A 16,254-nucleotide genomic window follows, 5' to 3' on the forward strand; every position below is an offset into this window, starting at 1 on the left:
TTTTTAAGCAACAATACTAAATTATTATATTTTTGTAAGCCACACGCCTGTTGCATCGATGTTGTGACATTCAAAATGTATGCTGCGTTCATTAAAAAATTCTGTTACAGCTTTGCGGCATCCTAGCCAATACCCATAGTCGTCTATCTGAATATAGGCATTGGGTACAAGCCTATCATAAAGATTTTCCAGAATGACCTTTGTTGAGCTGTACCAGTCTCCATCCATATGAAGAAAGGCGATCGGGCCAAATTCCTCCGCGCGCCGGGGCAGGGTCTCTTCAAAAAAACCTTTGACGGGGGTAACATGGTCACGAGTGCCCAACTGTTCGCAAAGGTTGATCAGGCTGCTCGCCGGCGCGGCGCAGGTTCCTTCGCCCCAGCCTGTTTCATGCGCGCCCTGACCGTCTCTGGAAACATCTTCCGCCGTGGACGGCGGCATGCCGCTGAAACTGTCGCAGGAAAATAAGCGCCGGGATGGATCGCGCCTTTTGATGACAGCGGAAAGAAGCCCGCTGGTGCCGCCAGCGGCCACTCCGCATTCCACGAAATTGCCCTGCGGGCCTGAGCGGCATACTTTTACGGCATTTTCATATAACGAACGCAGGCGGAGAGGCCCTACCATAGTGAACGGAGCGATGATTGAGCACAGTTCCTGAAACTCTCCATCGCCGTAAGCGGCGTCAGACGGCTTTATATCATTCAGCAGAGAAAGGGCGGCGGCATTGCCGGGGAAATAGCGCAGCTCTTCTTTCAGCGCTTCATAAGCGGCGCTGGCATTATTCATTTTAAGAAACGTCAGGGCGCGAAGATAGTCTATATTTTCCAGTGGGCTGCGCAGACTCTTGGCAAGGGCAAGCAGATGATGCGCTTTGGCGCTATCGTCTTTTTGCAGCGCCTGTGCCGCTTGCGCGCGCAACAGTCTGGCTTTTTCGCGAGATTCCTGCTCTGGTGAACCGGGAGATTGCGTATTCATGTCTCTTTACCCTTTTGCAGCTGCAAGAGCATATTATGACAGCAGTTGTTTGTAGAGTTCATGATAACGTTGCGCGTTGGTTTCAAGCGCATAGCGTTCAAGGGCTTTGGCCCGGCACAGGCGCGCCCGCACCGGGTGCGGCCTGAGAGCCCACAGCAGGCCTTCAGCCAGATCGGCGGCATCACAGGGCTTCGCAAGATAGCCTGTTTCCATGTGGTCAAGAATGGAGGGAATGCCCCCCACCCCGAATGCCACGGCCGGCGTGCCGCAGGCCAGAGATTCCAGCAGCACGTTGGGCAGATTGTCTTCAAGCGTTGGCAGCACAACCGCATCAGCAGCAGCATATGCTGCAGCCAGAGCGGACGGATGCGCAAGATGGCCCAGCGCCTTGACGGGGAAGTTCAGGTTTTTCACAGCCTCCCCGCCATTACCCAGCAGAATGAGGGTAAGATTTTGCGCTTCCTCAGCATGCTGTATTTTGTTCAGCGCCTCAAGAAGATATGCAAGACCCTTGCGCCGGTTAAGCACGTTGTCCGCACTGAAGAGCAGCGCCTTGCCTTCAAGGGGAATGCCCAGAGTTTTGCGCAGTTCCGCCTTGGGATACGGTCTGAAGACATCAAGAGGCACTCCGTTGGGAATGCAGTGCACTGGAAAACGGCCCAGCAGTGCGCTTTTGCGTGCCTCTTCAGCCAGCCAGTCGCTTGGAGCCACAATGGTGATATTCAGATTTCTATACGCATATTCTTTGCGCTTCCAGGTGCGCCAGGACAGATCATGCCTGTTGTCGGAACCCAGTTGCGGGCAACTGCCGCATTGTTTCAAAAAGCCCTCGCAACCGTCGGCATAATGGCACCCTCCGGTAAAGGGATTCATGTCATGCAGCGTCCAGACGATTTTTTTGCCGCGCAAGAAACCGCTGTCTGCCGGGATATCAAGAAAACCGGCTATCCAGTGAAAATGCAGTATATCGTTTTTTTCCAGCAACGGAACCGCATGCAGATGAGAAGCGGCCTCGCTGCTGCTGAACATTTCGCAGTCACGGGGACGATTCGGGTATGAGGCCCATAGCTGTTTCTGAAGCTCGGCGCTTTGAGTCAGCGACGCAAGGGCCGCCCCTCCCTTGCCATATGGCACAATAGCATCATGCTTTGCCGGCGGCAGCACATACACACGTTCTTTTGCCGTCGATTTATACTGCACATAGGCTACGGAAGACACCGCCACGCGTCGCAACCCTTCCTGCAGGCGCATGGCGGCGATGCCCGCGCCGCCGCGATCAGTTGTGCTGAACAAGGCTGCCCTGACCGGCAAAGGCCCGGCCTCTTGAGGTTTTTCCGCTTCAAGGTACAGCGAGTCCGGCTTACGTGCCGAACCATCAGGCAGGCAGTCGGGCTGAAAATCTCCCAGCGCCTCGGTAACGCGCCCCGTGACGCGCACATTGACAAAGCCCGCCAGGCGCAAAAGCGCAGCCAGCGACACGCTGTCATACATCCAGCAATGCCGTTCGCCTGTTTGCTGAAAGTGGGCGTCGGGCCTGGGCATGGACAGGGGAAGCTCAGGCAGATGCAGGGGGGCTGGCTGGGGATCGCGTTTGACGCCTTCCAGCTCGCCCCCCACCCTTGACCGAATAAAGGCGGCAAGGGCTTCATCAGCCTGCCGCCATGCCGGGGCCATAAGACCGCCGCTGTACTGGCGCGTCAGTTGATCCAGAAGCTCGACCTGCATCCAGCACAAGCGGTCTTCCGCCCCCGCTTCTCCGGCGCGCGCGCTGTCCAGGGCTGCGAGATAGCCGCGCAGGATGCCCTCCAAATCTGGTACAACAACGCGCAAAATACCGCCTGGCCGCAGCACGCGGAAACACTCGCGCAAAAAGGCCGGCGCCTGTTCACGGGGGAAATGTTCCAGAACATGCGATTGGTACACCGCCTCAAAGGATGCATCGGCAAAGGGAATGCCCATGAGGAGCTGATACTGGTGAACAGAACGGCGGTCGGCAGGCTCAACATCCATATTGATCCATTGGGGGGAGGTACGAAATACAGTCCCACAACCCAAATTGAGATAATATGGCGTATCTGTGTTCATAAGAATATCCTGCATCTGTCAAACATGTCAGAGAGTGACAGTAAGATTTTGCGCCACAGTAAATTTTGAGAAAAACATGCGCCGGGGGCAGTCGCTGGCGGTCGCATCAGCATCTTGTTCTTTCAGTCACGATATTGCTCGCATAGTTTATGCAAGTTCTATTCCAAAAAAGCCTTTCTGACCGTCGCCTGCATTTGTTCATACTCGCAACAGAGCTTGTGAAAGAGTCTTTTTTGTTCCGTGGCCAGACCGTTCGATTGAACGAACTGCGGATAACGACGCGCAAGAAAGCCTGTGGCTTTTTCCAGCGAAGGGCATGAAACCGAGGCTGAAACATTTCTGGCAAGCAGAAAATACTGCGCTGCAAAATAGCGCCCCGCCAGGAGCAAATGGGGGTCTTCCGTATCTGAAGATGCCGTCAGGGCGGCGGCCCTGAGCATGGCGCGGGCCGATTCTTCCAGCAGCTTGAGCGCGAAGCGCGGCGTGGTCTGCAACAGATTGCAGGCGCTGCCGATGGTTCCCGCGGCGTGTGCCAGCCAGCCGTAAAACTTGCCGGCCCGGGGGAAATCCGGCCTGCTTTCCAGCAGCATGCTGATTTTGAAACGGAGAGCGCCATCATGGGCCAGCTGGCGCGGCATCTGACTGGTCATGCTTTGCCCATGCTGCCGGTAAATGACCATGCCGGCGGTATTGCTTCTGAAGCGTTTGCCCGCGGCGGCGCAACGCAGCCAGTAATCCTGGTCTTCGCAGGCTTTAAGGCCGGGATCAAAAAAACCGGCCTCGCGCGCGGCGCGGGCGCGCAGCATAAAGGTATGCACGGGCGAGATATTGCTGTGGCACAGGTGCATATCCAGATGGGCGCATTTGAGCGGCCATAAATAATTTGCCGTGCCTTCCCGCCTCTCAAAAACCTGAAGGCTCAGACAGACGCTGGCATCCGTGTCGGGATGCGCGGCAAAATTATCCAGATGGCTGCTCAGGGTGTTGGCGGTCAGAAGGTCGTCGGCGTCAAGAAAAACCAGAAAATCTCCCCGGGCGGCGCGCATGCCGGTGTTGCGCGCCGCGGACAGCCCCTGGTTTTTCTGATGAATATAGCAAATGGACGAGCCCAGGCCACGGGCCACGGCGGGGGTGTCGTCCGTGGAGCCGTCATCCACGACAATGACTTCTACCGCCAGCCCGTCTTTTTGCTGGCGAAGGGCGCTGTGAGCGGCCTCAGACAAAAATCGCCCGTAGTTATAGCAGGGTATGATGACCGAAATGAGCGGCGATTGATTTGCCATATCCGCTCCAGATCAGCGGTATTTGGGGCAAGAGGCGAAAGAAAGACCTTCCCGGTCTTTGGCGGAGATGATCGGGCGCTGGCCGGACAGCGGCCAGTCGATGCCCAGGGCAGGCTCGTTCCAGAGCAGGCAGTGCTCATCCCCTGGCGCATAGTATGTTGTGCATTTATAAACAAATTCGGCTTCCGGGCTCAATACCAGAAAGCCATGGGCAAAACCGGGCGGCGCCCAGAGCATGTGCCGGTTTGCGTCATCCAGCAGCACGGAAAAGCTTTGACCAAATGTGGGGGAGGAGGCGCGCAGATCCACGGTCACATCATAAACCTGCCCCCGAATCACCCGCACCAGTTTGCCCTGGGGACGCTCAAGCTGATAGTGCAGGCCGCGCAGGACATTTTTGCGGGATTTGCTGTGATTGTCCTGTACAAAGACATGATGGCCGCACCGGGCCTCAAATTCATTCTGGCGAAAGGTTTCCATAAAAAAACCGCGTTCATCGCCGTGCACAGCGGGAATCATCAGCACGGGCCCATTGGGAGCCAGGGGTTTGAATTCCATACATTCTCCGGTCAGCGTGTTTGCAGCAGACGCAACAGGTATTGCCCGTAACCGGTCTTGGCAAAAAACTGTCCGGCCCGTTCCATGGTCGCGTCGTCTATCCAGCCCTGCCGCCAGGCGATTTCCTCCAGGCAGGCCACCTTGAGCCCCTGCCGCTCCTCAATGGTCTGCACATAGGCCGAGGCTTCCAGCAGGCTGGCGTGCGTGCCCGTGTCCAGCCAGGCGAAGCCGCGTCCCAGTCTTTCCACGCGCAGTTGCCCGCGTTCAAGATATGCCTGGTTGACGCTGGTGATTTCCAGCTCATTGCGCGCCGAGGGCCTGATGGCCCTGGCCACGTCCACCACGTTATGGTCGTAGAAATACAGCCCGGTGACGGCAAAGGGCGATTGCGGCTTGGCCGGCTTTTCCTCAATAGCTATGGCGTTGCCCGTTTCGTCGAAGCTTACCACGCCGAAGCGTTCGGGGTCTTTGACCATATAGCCGAAAATGGTGGCCCCCCGCCGCTGAGAGGCGGCGCGCAGCAGCTTTTCGGTAAAATGCTGACCGTGAAAGATATTGTCGCCCAGAATCAGACAGACCGGCGAAGATTCCAGAAACTGTTCGCCGATAAGAAAAGCCTGGGCAATGCCCGCCGGTTCAGGCTGCACGGCATAGCTCAGGCTCAGTCCGAAACGGGAGCCGTCGCCCAGCAGGCGCTGATACTGGGGCAGATCCAGCGGCGCGGATATGACCAGAATATCCCGAATGCCCGCCAGCATGAGCACGGACATGGGATAATAGATCATGGGCTTGTCATAGACAGGCAGGAGCTGCTTGGACACGCCCAGGGTGATGGGGTGCAGGCGCGTGCCTGTGCCGCCGGCCAGAACAATGCCTTTGTAGTTCATGCTCATTTCCTTCAGACACGCGTTCCCAGGCGCTCACAGCGGTAGCTGCCATCCAGTATTGCCCGCCACCATGCTTCGTTGTCAAGATACCAGCGCACGGTTTTGCGCAGGCCGGCGGCAAAGGTTTCCCGTGGGCGCCAGCCCAGTTCCGTGGCGATTTTGGATGCGTCTATGGCGTAGCGTCCGTCATGGCCTGGCCGGTCGCGCACAAAACGAATCAGCTCTTCATAACGGCTGACCCCTTTGGGTTTTTGGGGGGCCATTTCTTCCAGAAAGTCGCAAATGGCGCGCACCACGTCGATGTTCCGCCGTTCGCAATGGCCGCCCACAGCGTAGGTCTCGCCCACGCGTCCATGCGCCAGAACCAGCAGCAGAGCACGCACATGATCTTCCACATGAAGCCAGTCGCGAATCTGGCCGCCGTCGCCATAGACGGGCAGTTCCCGCCCGGCCAGGGCGTTGAGAATGGTCAGGGGAATGAGTTTTTCCGGGAATTGGCGCGGGCCGTAATTGTTGGAGCAATTGGTCACCAGGGCGGGCAGGCCGTATGTGCGTTGCCAGGCCCGCACCAGATGGTCCGAAGCCGCCTTGCTGGCCGAATAGGGAGAGCTGGGCGCGTAGGGCGTTTTTTCTGTAAAGAAATCCTCGCCGCCGCTCAGGTCGCCGAACACCTCATCAGTGGAAATGTGATGGAAGCGAAAATCCCTGGCTTTGGCCGGATCCGCGGCAAGAAGGTTTTTCCAGTAACGGCGGGCTTCTTCCAGCAGGGTGAACGTGCCGCGCACATTGGTTTCAAGAAAAGCCGCCGGACTGTCGATGGAACGATCCACATGGCTTTCCGCGGCCAGGTGCATGACGGCGTCCGGTTCAAAAATTTCAAAGGCCGCGCGCATGGCCGCGGCATCCGCAATGTCGGCCCGGATGAAATGATAGCGCGGGCTGTCCGCCACATCGGCCAGGGAAGCGAGGTTGCCGGAATATGTGAGTTTATCCACATTCACCACACGCCAGGCACTGGCCGCAAGAACTTCACGAACCACGGCCGAGCCGATGAAGCCCGCGCCGCCCGTCACCAGAAGAGTGTGTGTCATCAATCCGTCCTGTGGTATAAATTGTTTGCCATTGATATGATAGCAAAATCCGTTCCGCAAGGCAAAGCGCGCGGTGCGGCTGTATGCCTTTCATGCGCGGGGCGTGGCGGCGATGCGCCGCAAAGGGTGGGAATAGCCTGCGAAGAGCCGTTGGCTCCGGCTTCCTGGGGGATGCCGCCGCTTTTTCGCGGCGGTTTTTGCATCATGGGCGAATTGAGCGGAATCGGAATTTTTGCCGGAAGAGCTTCAGGCATGGAGGGGCGGGCACGGCGGCAATGCGGTGTCCGCCTCTCCATGACGCCGCTTCAGCTCACGCGGCGTTACGACAGGCCGAGCAGGCCCGGCAGAAAGGTGGAAAGCCGGGGGAAAAGAATGATGCTGGCCAGGGCCAGCAGAGAGGCAAAAATCAGCGGCAGGGCGGCTTTGCTGATCTGCTCCATGCTCAGCCCGCTGATGTTGGCGCCCACATACAGGTTGACCGCCACGGGCGGCGTCACCTGGCCCACGGCCAGATTGACCGTCATCATGATGCCGAACCAGATGGGATCCCACTGAAAGTGGCTCATGATGGGCAGCATGAAAGGCAGAAAGACGTAATAAATGGAGATGGCGTCCAGCAGCATGCCGGCCAGCAGCAGGATGACATTGATCATCAGCAGCACAACCCACTGATTGTCCGAGAGAGAAAGCAGCGCCGCCGAGCCTTTTTCCAGCAGGCCCACGGTGGACGCCACCCAGGAATAGAGCCCCGCGCAGGTCACCACGATCATCACCACGGCCGTGGCGCGCATGCTGGCGGAGAAAATCTCAAACAGCATGCTGATGCTGTTGATGGTTTTGTAAATGAACACCCCCACGAAAAGTCCGTAGAACACGGCCACGGCCGCGGCCTCTGTGGGGGTGAACACGCCGCCGTAAATGCCGCCGAGAATGACCACCGGGGTCATTATGCCCCAGAAAGCCTCGCGAAAGGCCTTGCCCACGGGCTGGCCTCGCTTTGCGCCGTGATAGCCCCTTTTGCGCGAAATGATCAGCACCGCCCCCATGATGAACAGGGCCACGATGACGCCGGGGATGAAGCCCGCGGCGAACAGGGCGGGCACCGAAACATTGGCCACGCCGCCATAAACGATGAAGGCGATGCTCGGCGGAATGACGATGGCCAGCCCTGAAGTCACGGATACCGTGGCCGCGGCGAAGCTTTTGTCGTAGCCGGCCAGAGCCATGCCCGGAATCAGAATCAGCCCCAGAGCGGCCACCGTGGCCGGCCCCGAACCGCTCACCGCGCCCCAGAAGGTGGCCACCGCCACCGTGGCCACCGCCATGCCGCCGGTCATGGAGCCGGTCAGGGCTTCCATCAGGGCCACGATACGCGCCGCGATGCCCGCGCGCTCCATGATATAGCCGGCCAGGATGAAAAAGGGGATGGCCAGAAGGGGAAATTTGGCGATGCCGGCGAAAAAGTTGTAGGAAAGCATGCTGAAGCCCATATCCCATTTCCATACGACCGCCAGGGCCGCGAAACCCAGGGAAAGGGCGATGGGCGCCCGCAGCAGCAGCGGTATCAGGAAGAGCGTGAGCAGCCAGAAGGCGGGGGCTTGAAACAAAGTCGCTTCCATGACCGCCTCCTAATACTCGCCCGAACTCAGGTCGGCGTATGCGCGTTGCAGCATGCGAAAAATGATCAGCAAAGAGAAAAGCGGCGTGGCGATGGTGTACCACCAGACCGGAATGCCCAGAGATTCGGAAATGGATTCCAGATCGCGCTCGTCCAGCACTTCCAGCGCGCCTGTCCAGCACAGCGCCCCGAAAAAGGCGATGCAGAGCAGTATGCTCAGCACATAGCAGAAGAGGCGCGCACTGCGCGGCAACGCCTCGTACAGCAGGGTCATGCCCAGGTGCCCGCCTGCGCGGAAGGCGCGCGCCGTACCCAGCAGCACTATCCAGACAAAGAAATTGATGGTCAGTTCCTCGGTCCAGGCAAAAGAAAAAGACGTGCAGTAGCGCACGATCACATTGATGAAGGCGATGCCCGCCATGACCGCCAGCAGCAGAGAACCCAGAATCTCTTCAAAGCGCGTATCCAGAAAACGCCACATGCCGAGCTCCACATTCCGGCGCGGAAGCCTGCCGCCTCCGCGCCGGCATTCTCAGAATCTACCTGACGGCGGCCATGTCCGCTTCAGCGGCCTTGACCAGCTCCGGACCGATCTTGGCGGTCCAGTCCTCACGCACCTTTCGGGTGGCCTCGGCAAATTGCGCAATCTGTTCCGGGGTCAGCCTGGTGACAATCATGCCTTGCTGCTCCATGCAGTCATAGGGGGCGGTCACCGCCGGCAGCTTGTCAATGCTTTTGAGATAGGCCAGGGATGCGCCGTCGTCCATGCCCAGACGGGAAAGGGCCTTGCCGTATTTTTCGGCTTGCGCGGCGCATTCGCTGAGCAGCTTCTGATCCTCAGGGCTGAAGCTTTGCCAGACCGCGGGGTTCACGCCCATGAGCAGAGGGTCGATAATGTAGTGCCAGTCGCAGTGATATTTGTGAAAGTCCCAGATTTTCAGGGGGATGTTGATGCCGTTGGTGGGGTTTTCCTGCCCGTCCACCACGCCTTGCTGGAAGCCGGTGGTGGCTTCGCTCCAGTTCATGTTCACGGGGTTGGCGCCCAGGGCGCGGAAGGTTTCGATGAAAATGGGGCTGCCCACCACCCGGATTTTGAGCCCGTTCATATCCGCAGGGGTGGTGATGGGGCCTTTGCTGGTGGTCATTTCACGAAAGCCGTTTTCAGCCCAGCCGATGATCTTCACGCCTTTCTTTTCAATGGCCTCCACCATCATCTGGCCGGATTTGCCCGCCATGACGGCATCCATGGCCCTGTAACGGTCCGGCTGGACGGCCAGCAGAAAGGGCAGGGCCGTGAGGTTCAGTTCCTTGATCTGGGGGGACCAGTTGATGGTTGAAGCCAGCGCGAAGTCAATGGCCCCGTTGCGCAGCATCAGAAATTCGGAGGTCTGCTTGCCCGCCAGCAACTGACTGGAGGGGTAGACCTTGATGTTGATGCGCCCCTGTGAACGGTTACGCGCCAAATCGGCGAAATAGGCGGCGGTCATGCCCCAGCCGGAGGTGGCGCCGGGCACCACGCTTAGTTTGTATTCGCTTTTGTAGGGGGCGGCCGCAGCCGGCGGGGGCGCTGTCAGCAGACAGGCGCAGAGCGCCAGGGCGCTCCAGCATAAAAAGCGTTTCATCGTTAACCCTCCTCAGTAATGATGTTTCAGGTTGCCTGACTTTTCCCCCATGCGCGCCGCGATGTCAGAGCCGCGGCAGTATGGCGAGCAGCGCGGGCAGCACCGCCGCCAGAGCCAGAGTGCTGAAAATCCAGCAGGCGTTGGCCAGGTCCAGATCCAGGCGAAACAGGGACGGCGGCACCAGGGCGGTCATGGCCACGGGCATGGCCGAGAGCACGGCCACCACCTTCAGGGGCAGGCCGTTATCGACGTTTCCATAGCCGATGCACCTGGCAAGACCGGTAATCAGCAGGGGCACGCCGATGAATTTTATAATGCACACGGCCAGACTCTGGCGCGTGTAGCGACGCAGACTCGCCAGCTTCAGGCTCAGGCCAATGGCGAACAGAAAAAGCACAGTGGCCAGAATCATGAAGCCGGAGGCAAGAGGCCCGCAGAACTCCGGGCGGGGCACATGCAGCAGGTTAAGCGCAATGCCGAGCAGCAGGGCGCTGAGCACAACCTTCAAAATGGGATCAAAGCGCAGATTGCGGAAAGAAAGCCGCCCGCCATGCTCCTGACTGTACCAGCGGGCAATGGGAAAGGAGACGCTGAAATAGAACAACTCTTCGCAAAGTCTGTACAGGGCCACCAGGGCGATGGCGCTTTCGCCCAGAAAAAGCACGCAGACCAGCGAACCCACAGCGCCGATGTTGGTGAACGTGCCGCAGCAGTACAAACTGCCGGTCTGGGCACGGTTCAGCCTGAGCAGGCGGGCGAAAAGCAGGGAAAGCGCGCCGCCCCAGACCCAGGCTGTCAGACCCAGCAGCGGCAGGGCCAGCAGGCGCGTGTCCGGCGAGGGCAGACCCCAGAGGGACAACATGGCGGACACGGGGATGAGCGCAAAAACCGCCGTTGTCTGGAGACAGCGGCGCGCAAGGGCCAGGGCTTCTCCCGAAAGGCGGACGCGACCGGTCGTGACGGCATGCCGGAAGGCATAGCCGGCGGTCAGGCTGGCAAAGATGATTCCGAGCGTGAGCAGCAACCTGTCCATGATAATCCGGTCAGACAGTGAGGAAATTTCCCCAGCGGGGAGTAACGTGGAAAGACAGGGCAGAATATGTGCTTGCCGCCCTCTTGTCAAAGTGACGCAAGGGGAAAGAAGCCGCATGCTTTTCGACAGGGCAATGGTCAGACCCTGTCAGCGCGCTGCCGGCTTGAGATGGGCGGCTTGCGCAATGCCGCAATGAGTGGAGGAAGCGGGTTTTCCGCTCGCCGCCCGAAGCGGAGCGAAGGGCGGGGCTGTCGCCGCAAGAATCAAAAAAACAGGAATTTTTGCGCTGGAAGAAAATGGATGATTTTGGAAGGGAGTGCACTCATGTGCATGGCCGACAAAAATCGCACAGTGACGCGGCCAGCGCGAAGGAGGCCGTTTTTGACGGAGAACTGTGGCGGAACACAACCAGAACGCCCCTGACCAGCAAGCGCAGGGCCTGACGCTAAATGACGCTGGCCGGCAACAAGCCCTATAAGGGGGTTGCCAAAACCGTCCGCAGGTGGTCGCGATTCGTGTGAAGATGTTCTGAAACCCTACAAGGGCGTGTCCAGACTTTTATCCATGTCCACAAAGTTGCCAAAGCTCTCGGCGGCAAAGGCCGACATGAGCAGTTTGGTCATCTCCGGGTCATAATGCTGCGAGTCCGCGGCCAGTTCTTTGGAAGCCTCCACCGGTTCCTTGAGCCGGCCGTAGGGTTTTTCGCAGATCATGGCCGAAAAGGAATCGGCAATGGCCGTGATGCGGCCCACACGACTGATTTGTGAGCCCTTTATCTTTTGCGGATAGCCGGAACCGTCCATGCGTTCATGGTGCTCAAAACAGGCGCGCAGCAATTCCTCAAAGGCCATATCCAGCTTTTGCATCAGTTTTACGCCCACCAGGGGGTGCGCGACCACTTTTTCCCATTCTTCGGCCTTCAGAGGCCCCTGTTTGTTGAGCAGAAAGCCGGGCACCCTGCTCATGCCCACATCGTGCAGCAGCAGGGCCAGGGCCATGCGATCCAGATCCTTGCGGCGAAACTCCGAAACAAGTTGCAGCCAGAGCCAGAGCCCCACGGTCATGGTATTAATGGCGTGGCGGGCCGGCTTGTGGCGGCGAAAGAGGCGGCGCACAAAGGCATTGATGTGATGCTTGTCCTGCCAGAGATATTCGGTGACCACCATGACGTCGCGATAGAGCGGCTCAAACACCGCTTTGACCGGCTGGTCGCTGAACTCCGCATAGCGCATGGCCAGCGCGCGGATGCAGATATCCGCGATTTCGGACTCCTTGAGGTTGTTGTCCTGAAGCACAAGGTCAAGCTGCTTGACAATGTGGCGGGAATAAATGGGGTGATCCGAACGCGACACAAAAAGATTGCCTTCGGCGCAAAGCCTTGCCGCCTCCTCCACCTGTTCGTTGCTCAGGCGCACGCCCTTCTTGCAATAAGGGGCCAGCACCTTGATGTCTTCACGAAAGCTGAACAGATCCACCGGCGGGCGGTACTTGGGAAAGCTCGCCAGAATCTCGGTGCTGATCTGATAGTATTCCTCATTGATATTTTGAGGAATTTCACGGTCTTGCCGATTTTTGTCAGGCATGGTCACTTCCAGTATATCTTGACAAGATTGGTGCCGCGCGGTGTGGCCGAAGAGCCTTTGAGCTGCCCGGCGGTGATCACGGCGCAGTCATTGGCCTTGAAGTCCGGGCTGCCGTGGATGAATTCCTCTGCCCGGACGAGGTGGCTGGGTTCCGCTTCCGGCTTGTCCACAAACACCGGCGTAATGCCCCAGACAAAATTGAGGGCCTTGATGGTCGTCGGGTCCGGCGTCAGGGCGTAAATGCGCTGCGGCGGACGGCGGGCGGAAACCTGGCGGGCCGAACCGCCGGACAGGCTGTGCGAGACAATGGCCTGGGCGTGCGCCTTGTCGGCCAGCAGACAGGCCGAGAAGGCCAGAAATTCGGGAATGCCCTTGTCGCCGTCCGGCTCTTCCAGTTTGCGTTTGTCCAGCAGCAGTTTTTCGGCTTCGTTGGTGATCTTGCGCATATAGCGCACGGTTTCCACCGGGAAATTGCCCATAGCCGTCTCTTCGGAGAGCATCACGCAGTCGGCCCCGTCCAGCACGGCATTGGCCACGTCCGTGGTTTCGGCACGGGTGGGCGCGGGGCTGTTGACCATGGAAAGCAGCATCTGGGTGGCCACAATGACGGGCTTGGATGCCTTGTTGCAGGCGCTGATGATCCTTTTTTGCAGGGCGGGCAGCTGGGGCAGAGGGCACTCCACGCCCAGATCGCCGCGCGCGACCATGACGATATCCGTCTCCTGAAGAATTTCAGTCAGGTTGTCCACGGCGCTCTGGCGCTCCAGCTTGACCACCACGGGCACATGACGCCCGGCGGCGGCGATGAGCGCCTTGGCCTCGCGCACGTCGTCGGCGGTCTGCACATAAGAAATGGCCACCGCGTCCACGCCCAGTTGCAGGCCGTCGGCCAGGTCTTTTTTGTCCTTGCTGGTGAGGGCGCGCACCTTGGTGGCCTTGCCGGGCAGGGCCAGGCCCTTGCGCGAAGTCACCAGACCGGCGTTGTCGGCCTCCAGCAGCACCAGCCCGTCGGCGCGGCGTTCGCTCACGATGAACTGCAGACCGCCGTCAGCCAGCACCAGACGGTCGCCCGGTTCCAGACTTTCCAGAATAACGTCGTGATCAAAGGGCAGATAGGGCAGCTCATCCACGCGCCGGGCGCTGGGGCCCAGCAGAAGCCGCATGCCCTTGCTGACCTGAATGGTGTTTTCCGGCACAACGCCCAGACGAATCTTGGGGCCGGAAAGGTCCTGCATGATGGTGATGGGCCGCCCCAGCTCCTCTTCAACTTCACGGATGTATTTGATGATATTGACGAAGTCGGAAGCGCCGCCGTGGGAGAAATTGAGCCGGAACACGCTGACGCCGGCCTCAGCCAGCTCTTTGAGTTTTTCTTTGCTGTTGGAAGCCGGACCGATGGTGGCGACAATTTTTGTTCTCATGGTGTTCCTTCCCGGTCATCCCGGCATGACTTTCTGAAATCTGAAAAAAGGACGCAAGAGCGTTCAAAACGCGCTTTTTCCATAAACTATCCGTGCTTTTACGGGGCTTGTCAAGGGCGCATGGCCAGTCAGACGCGTTTTGACGCCCGCGCCGTATTTTTGCGATTTCGGCGCGCCGGGCAAAGCTTATTGGGAGGGCGGACCCGCTTGACACTCTCATGGCCTTGGGGCATAAGTGGGAAAAAGTGGTAAAAATATATAAAAAAGTGGTAAACTGTGCAAAAACTCTTCACCAAAAGCCTTTCCCGCAGCCTGGACCCCAAGGGTCGGCTGATGCTGCCTCCGGAATACCGCGAGGCGCTCTGCGCGGCTTCGGCAAACGGTGAAGACGGCGCGGGCGCATTCTGGCTGACCGCCTTTTACGGTCGCCTGGTGGCCTACCTGCCCGAAGACTGGAACGCCGTTGCGGAGCAACTGAGCCGTATCCGCATCCCTTCGCCCAGGCTGTCCCACTTCAAAACCAAGGTCATGGGGCTCGCGCAGGAACTGACCCCGGACCCGCAGGGCCGGGTGCGCATTCCTCAGGCTCTGATGCGAGAAGCCGGATTGCAGAAGGACGTTATGCTGGTGGGCATGCTCAACAAGTTTGAAATCTGGGATCAAAACCGCTTTGACGCGTTGCAGCTTGAGGATGTCTCCGAAGAGCTGGCGGCCAGCGGCGTGGATATTTCCTTGTGAGCCGCGAGGGCGGAACAATGGCGCATGTGAAGCAGGATACGGAGGATCACGCGCCGGCGCGTCATGTGCCGGTGCTGCCCGTTGAAACGCTTGAGGCGCTGAGCCCGCGGGCTGGCGGGCGTTATCTGGACGGCACGCTGGGCCTGGGCGGGCATGCCGCCGCCGTGCTGTCCGCCGCGCCGGGCAGCGAATTGTGCGGCCTGGACAGGGACGGGCAGGCCCTGGCGCTGGCCCGCGAACGTCTGGCCCCCTTTGGCGGGCGGGCGCACTTTTTTCACTGCCGTTACAGCCGCTTCGCCGAGGCCCTGAAGGAACTTCAGTGGGACAGGGTGAACGGCGCGCTTCTGGATATCGGGGTGTCTTCCCTTCAACTGGACGAGAATGAACGCGGCTTCAGCTTTTACGGCGACGGGCCGCTGGATATGCGTATGGATCAGCATTCCGGCGAACAGTCGGCCTGGCACTGGGTCAACCGCGAAAGTTTCGCCCGGCTCAAGGAATGCATTGCCACCCTGGGCGAAGAACCGCAGGCCGGGCGCATTGCCAGGGTGATTGTGGAAGCCCGCCAGAAAGCGCCCATCGACAGCACAGGAGAGCTGGCCGCCCTGGTGGAAAAAGCCTACCCGCCCGCCTGGCGGGCCAGGGCGCGCCGCCATCCGGCCACACGCACTTTTCAGGCCCTGCGGATGGCCGTCAATGACGAACTGGGAGAGCTGCGCCGCTTTCTGGATGAAATTCTGGCCTGGCTGCCTGTGGGCGGGCGCTTGGCGGTGATCACCTTTCATTCCCTGGAAGATCGCATGGTCAAGCAGGCCATGCGCCGGTGGGCCGAGGGCTGCCGGTGCCCCCGGCATGTGCCGGTCTGCGTTTGCCATCATCAGCCGGAAGTGCGCATCCTGCACAAAAAACCGGTGCAGGCCGGGCCGGACGAACTGGCCGTTAATCCGCGCGCCGGCAGCGCCAAGCTGCGCGCTGTGGAAAAAATCGCCGAGGCCGCGGCCTGATGCTGAAAAAAAACGTCACGGCCAATCAGCAACGGGGCGGCCGGGGCTGGCTGCTGGCGCTGGCCCTGGGCCTGCTGGCCTGCATGGTCATGGGGCTTGTGCTGGTCTGGAGCAATATTGAGCGCATGGATACCACATATTTTATCAATATCGCGCAGAACGAACTGCGTGAGCGCCGTACCCTGCGCGCCAAGCTGGAAGTGGAACGCGAACGCCTGCTTTCGCCTTATGAGCTGCGTCGCCGCGCCGAGGAGTTCGGCATGCGCGAACCCAAGCCGGGGCAGGTGAGACGCATGGAGATTCATTGACGACGTTTTGGCTTTGAAAGCGGGGCGCTTCCGAAGCGGACATGACGG

General features: G+C 59.4%; 15 protein-coding genes. 3 read left to right on the forward strand and 12 right to left on the reverse strand.

Annotated elements, in window-relative coordinates; translation table 11 throughout:
- Positions 1-24: 24 nt before the first annotated feature.
- The 12 genes from ACQRA4_RS05285 to pyk all read right to left on the reverse strand — a co-directional run bounded on the left by ACQRA4_RS05285 (position 25) and on the right by pyk (position 14,156).
- Complete coding sequence (locus ACQRA4_RS05285; RefSeq protein ID WP_427822047.1) at positions 25-918, reverse strand: TylF/MycF/NovP-related O-methyltransferase; 894 nt, start codon at positions 916-918, stop codon at positions 25-27.
- A gap of 90 nt (positions 919-1,008) precedes the next feature.
- Complete coding sequence (locus ACQRA4_RS05290) at positions 1,009-2,985, reverse strand: glycosyltransferase (RefSeq protein ID WP_427822048.1); 1,977 nt, start codon at positions 2,983-2,985, stop codon at positions 1,009-1,011.
- 233 nt (positions 2,986-3,218) lie between these two features.
- Complete coding sequence (locus tag ACQRA4_RS05295) at positions 3,219-4,343, reverse strand: glycosyltransferase family 2 protein (protein ID WP_427822049.1); 1,125 nt, start codon at positions 4,341-4,343, stop codon at positions 3,219-3,221.
- 12 nt (positions 4,344-4,355) lie between these two features.
- A complete protein-coding gene (gene rfbC / locus ACQRA4_RS05300) occupies positions 4,356-4,901 on the reverse strand; it encodes a dTDP-4-dehydrorhamnose 3,5-epimerase (protein ID WP_427822050.1) in 546 nt (181 codons plus the stop codon).
- 11 nt (positions 4,902-4,912) lie between these two features.
- Positions 4,913-5,788 carry a glucose-1-phosphate thymidylyltransferase RfbA gene (gene rfbA, locus ACQRA4_RS05305; protein WP_427822051.1) on the reverse strand — a complete coding sequence of 292 codons (876 nt, stop codon included), beginning with the start codon at positions 5,786-5,788 and terminating at the stop codon, positions 4,913-4,915.
- Between the two features lie 11 nt (positions 5,789-5,799).
- Positions 5,800-6,879, reverse strand: coding sequence for a dTDP-glucose 4,6-dehydratase (rfbB, locus tag ACQRA4_RS05310; protein WP_427822052.1), 1,080 nt, complete (start codon positions 6,877-6,879; stop codon positions 5,800-5,802).
- A gap of 320 nt (positions 6,880-7,199) precedes the next feature.
- Positions 7,200-8,498 (reverse strand): TRAP transporter large permease, encoded by a 1,299-nt coding sequence (locus ACQRA4_RS05315; protein WP_427822053.1) that lies wholly within the window; start codon positions 8,496-8,498, stop codon positions 7,200-7,202.
- A gap of 9 nt (positions 8,499-8,507) precedes the next feature.
- Complete coding sequence (locus ACQRA4_RS05320; protein ID WP_427822054.1) at positions 8,508-8,978, reverse strand: TRAP transporter small permease; 471 nt, start codon at positions 8,976-8,978, stop codon at positions 8,508-8,510.
- Positions 8,979-9,036: 58 nt separating this feature from the next.
- On the reverse strand, positions 9,037-10,119 hold the full coding sequence (locus ACQRA4_RS05325; RefSeq protein ID WP_427822055.1) for a DctP family TRAP transporter solute-binding subunit: 1,083 nt from the start codon (positions 10,117-10,119) through the stop codon (positions 9,037-9,039).
- Between the two features lie 64 nt (positions 10,120-10,183).
- Positions 10,184-11,152: an AEC family transporter gene (locus tag ACQRA4_RS05330; RefSeq protein WP_427822056.1), complete on the reverse strand. Its 969-nt coding sequence runs from the start codon at positions 11,150-11,152 to the stop codon at positions 10,184-10,186.
- Positions 11,153-11,688: 536 nt separating this feature from the next.
- Positions 11,689-12,735, reverse strand: coding sequence for an HD-GYP domain-containing protein (locus ACQRA4_RS05335; RefSeq protein ID WP_427822057.1), 1,047 nt, complete (start codon positions 12,733-12,735; stop codon positions 11,689-11,691).
- Positions 12,736-12,737: 2 nt separating this feature from the next.
- A complete protein-coding gene (gene pyk, locus ACQRA4_RS05340; RefSeq protein ID WP_427822058.1) occupies positions 12,738-14,156 on the reverse strand; it encodes a pyruvate kinase in 1,419 nt (472 codons plus the stop codon).
- A gap of 333 nt (positions 14,157-14,489) precedes the next feature.
- On the opposite strand from pyk, the gene ACQRA4_RS05345 reads away from it, so the two are divergent.
- The 3 genes from ACQRA4_RS05345 to ACQRA4_RS05355 are packed head-to-tail and all read left to right on the forward strand — an operon-like array spanning position 14,490 to position 16,206.
- Complete coding sequence (locus ACQRA4_RS05345; RefSeq protein ID WP_427822137.1) at positions 14,490-14,894, forward strand: division/cell wall cluster transcriptional repressor MraZ; 405 nt, start codon at positions 14,490-14,492, stop codon at positions 14,892-14,894.
- Positions 14,895-14,911: 17 nt separating this feature from the next.
- Positions 14,912-15,898, forward strand: a complete 987-nt coding sequence (gene rsmH, locus ACQRA4_RS05350) for a 16S rRNA (cytosine(1402)-N(4))-methyltransferase RsmH (protein WP_427822059.1) — start codon at positions 14,912-14,914, stop codon at positions 15,896-15,898.
- Positions 15,898-16,206 (forward strand): hypothetical protein, encoded by a 309-nt coding sequence (locus ACQRA4_RS05355; protein WP_427822060.1) that lies wholly within the window; start codon positions 15,898-15,900, stop codon positions 16,204-16,206. Before rsmH ends, ACQRA4_RS05355 begins: the two co-directional genes overlap by 1 nt.
- Positions 16,207-16,254 lie beyond the last annotated feature (48 nt).

It is taken from the genome of Desulfovibrio sp. SGI.169 (genome assembly GCF_050313595.1).
Classification (GTDB): Bacteria; Desulfobacterota; Desulfovibrionia; order Desulfovibrionales; family Desulfovibrionaceae; genus Desulfovibrio.

Bases quoted from the DNA above. Each gene is read 5' to 3' on its own strand.
- ACQRA4_RS05290 (WP_427822048.1), bottom strand. From the start codon at position 2,985: ATGGATGTTGAGCCTGCCGACCGCCGTTCTGTTCACCAGTATCAGCTC.
- ACQRA4_RS05295 (WP_427822049.1), bottom strand. From the start codon at position 4,343: ATGGCAAATCAATCGCCGCTCATTTCGGTCATCATACCCTGCTATAAC.
- rfbC (WP_427822050.1), bottom strand. From the start codon at position 4,901: ATGGAATTCAAACCCCTGGCTCCCAATGGGCCCGTGCTGATGATTCCC.
- rfbA (WP_427822051.1), bottom strand. From the start codon at position 5,788: ATGAACTACAAAGGCATTGTTCTGGCCGGCGGCACAGGCACGCGCCTG.
- rfbB (WP_427822052.1), bottom strand. From the start codon at position 6,879: ATGACACACACTCTTCTGGTGACGGGCGGCGCGGGCTTCATCGGCTCG.
- ACQRA4_RS05315 (WP_427822053.1), bottom strand. From the start codon at position 8,498: ATGGAAGCGACTTTGTTTCAAGCCCCCGCCTTCTGGCTGCTCACGCTC.
- ACQRA4_RS05320 (WP_427822054.1), bottom strand. From the start codon at position 8,978: ATGTGGCGTTTTCTGGATACGCGCTTTGAAGAGATTCTGGGTTCTCTG.
- ACQRA4_RS05325 (WP_427822055.1), bottom strand. From the start codon at position 10,119: ATGAAACGCTTTTTATGCTGGAGCGCCCTGGCGCTCTGCGCCTGTCTG.
- ACQRA4_RS05330 (WP_427822056.1), bottom strand. From the start codon at position 11,152: ATGGACAGGTTGCTGCTCACGCTCGGAATCATCTTTGCCAGCCTGACC.
- ACQRA4_RS05335 (WP_427822057.1), bottom strand. From the start codon at position 12,735: ATGCCTGACAAAAATCGGCAAGACCGTGAAATTCCTCAAAATATCAAT.
- pyk (WP_427822058.1), bottom strand. From the start codon at position 14,156: ATGAGAACAAAAATTGTCGCCACCATCGGTCCGGCTTCCAACAGCAAA.
- ACQRA4_RS05345 (WP_427822137.1), top strand. From the start codon at position 14,490: ATGCTGCCTCCGGAATACCGCGAGGCGCTCTGCGCGGCTTCGGCAAAC.
- rsmH (WP_427822059.1), top strand. From the start codon at position 14,912: ATGGCGCATGTGAAGCAGGATACGGAGGATCACGCGCCGGCGCGTCAT.
- ACQRA4_RS05355 (WP_427822060.1), top strand. From the start codon at position 15,898: ATGCTGAAAAAAAACGTCACGGCCAATCAGCAACGGGGCGGCCGGGGC.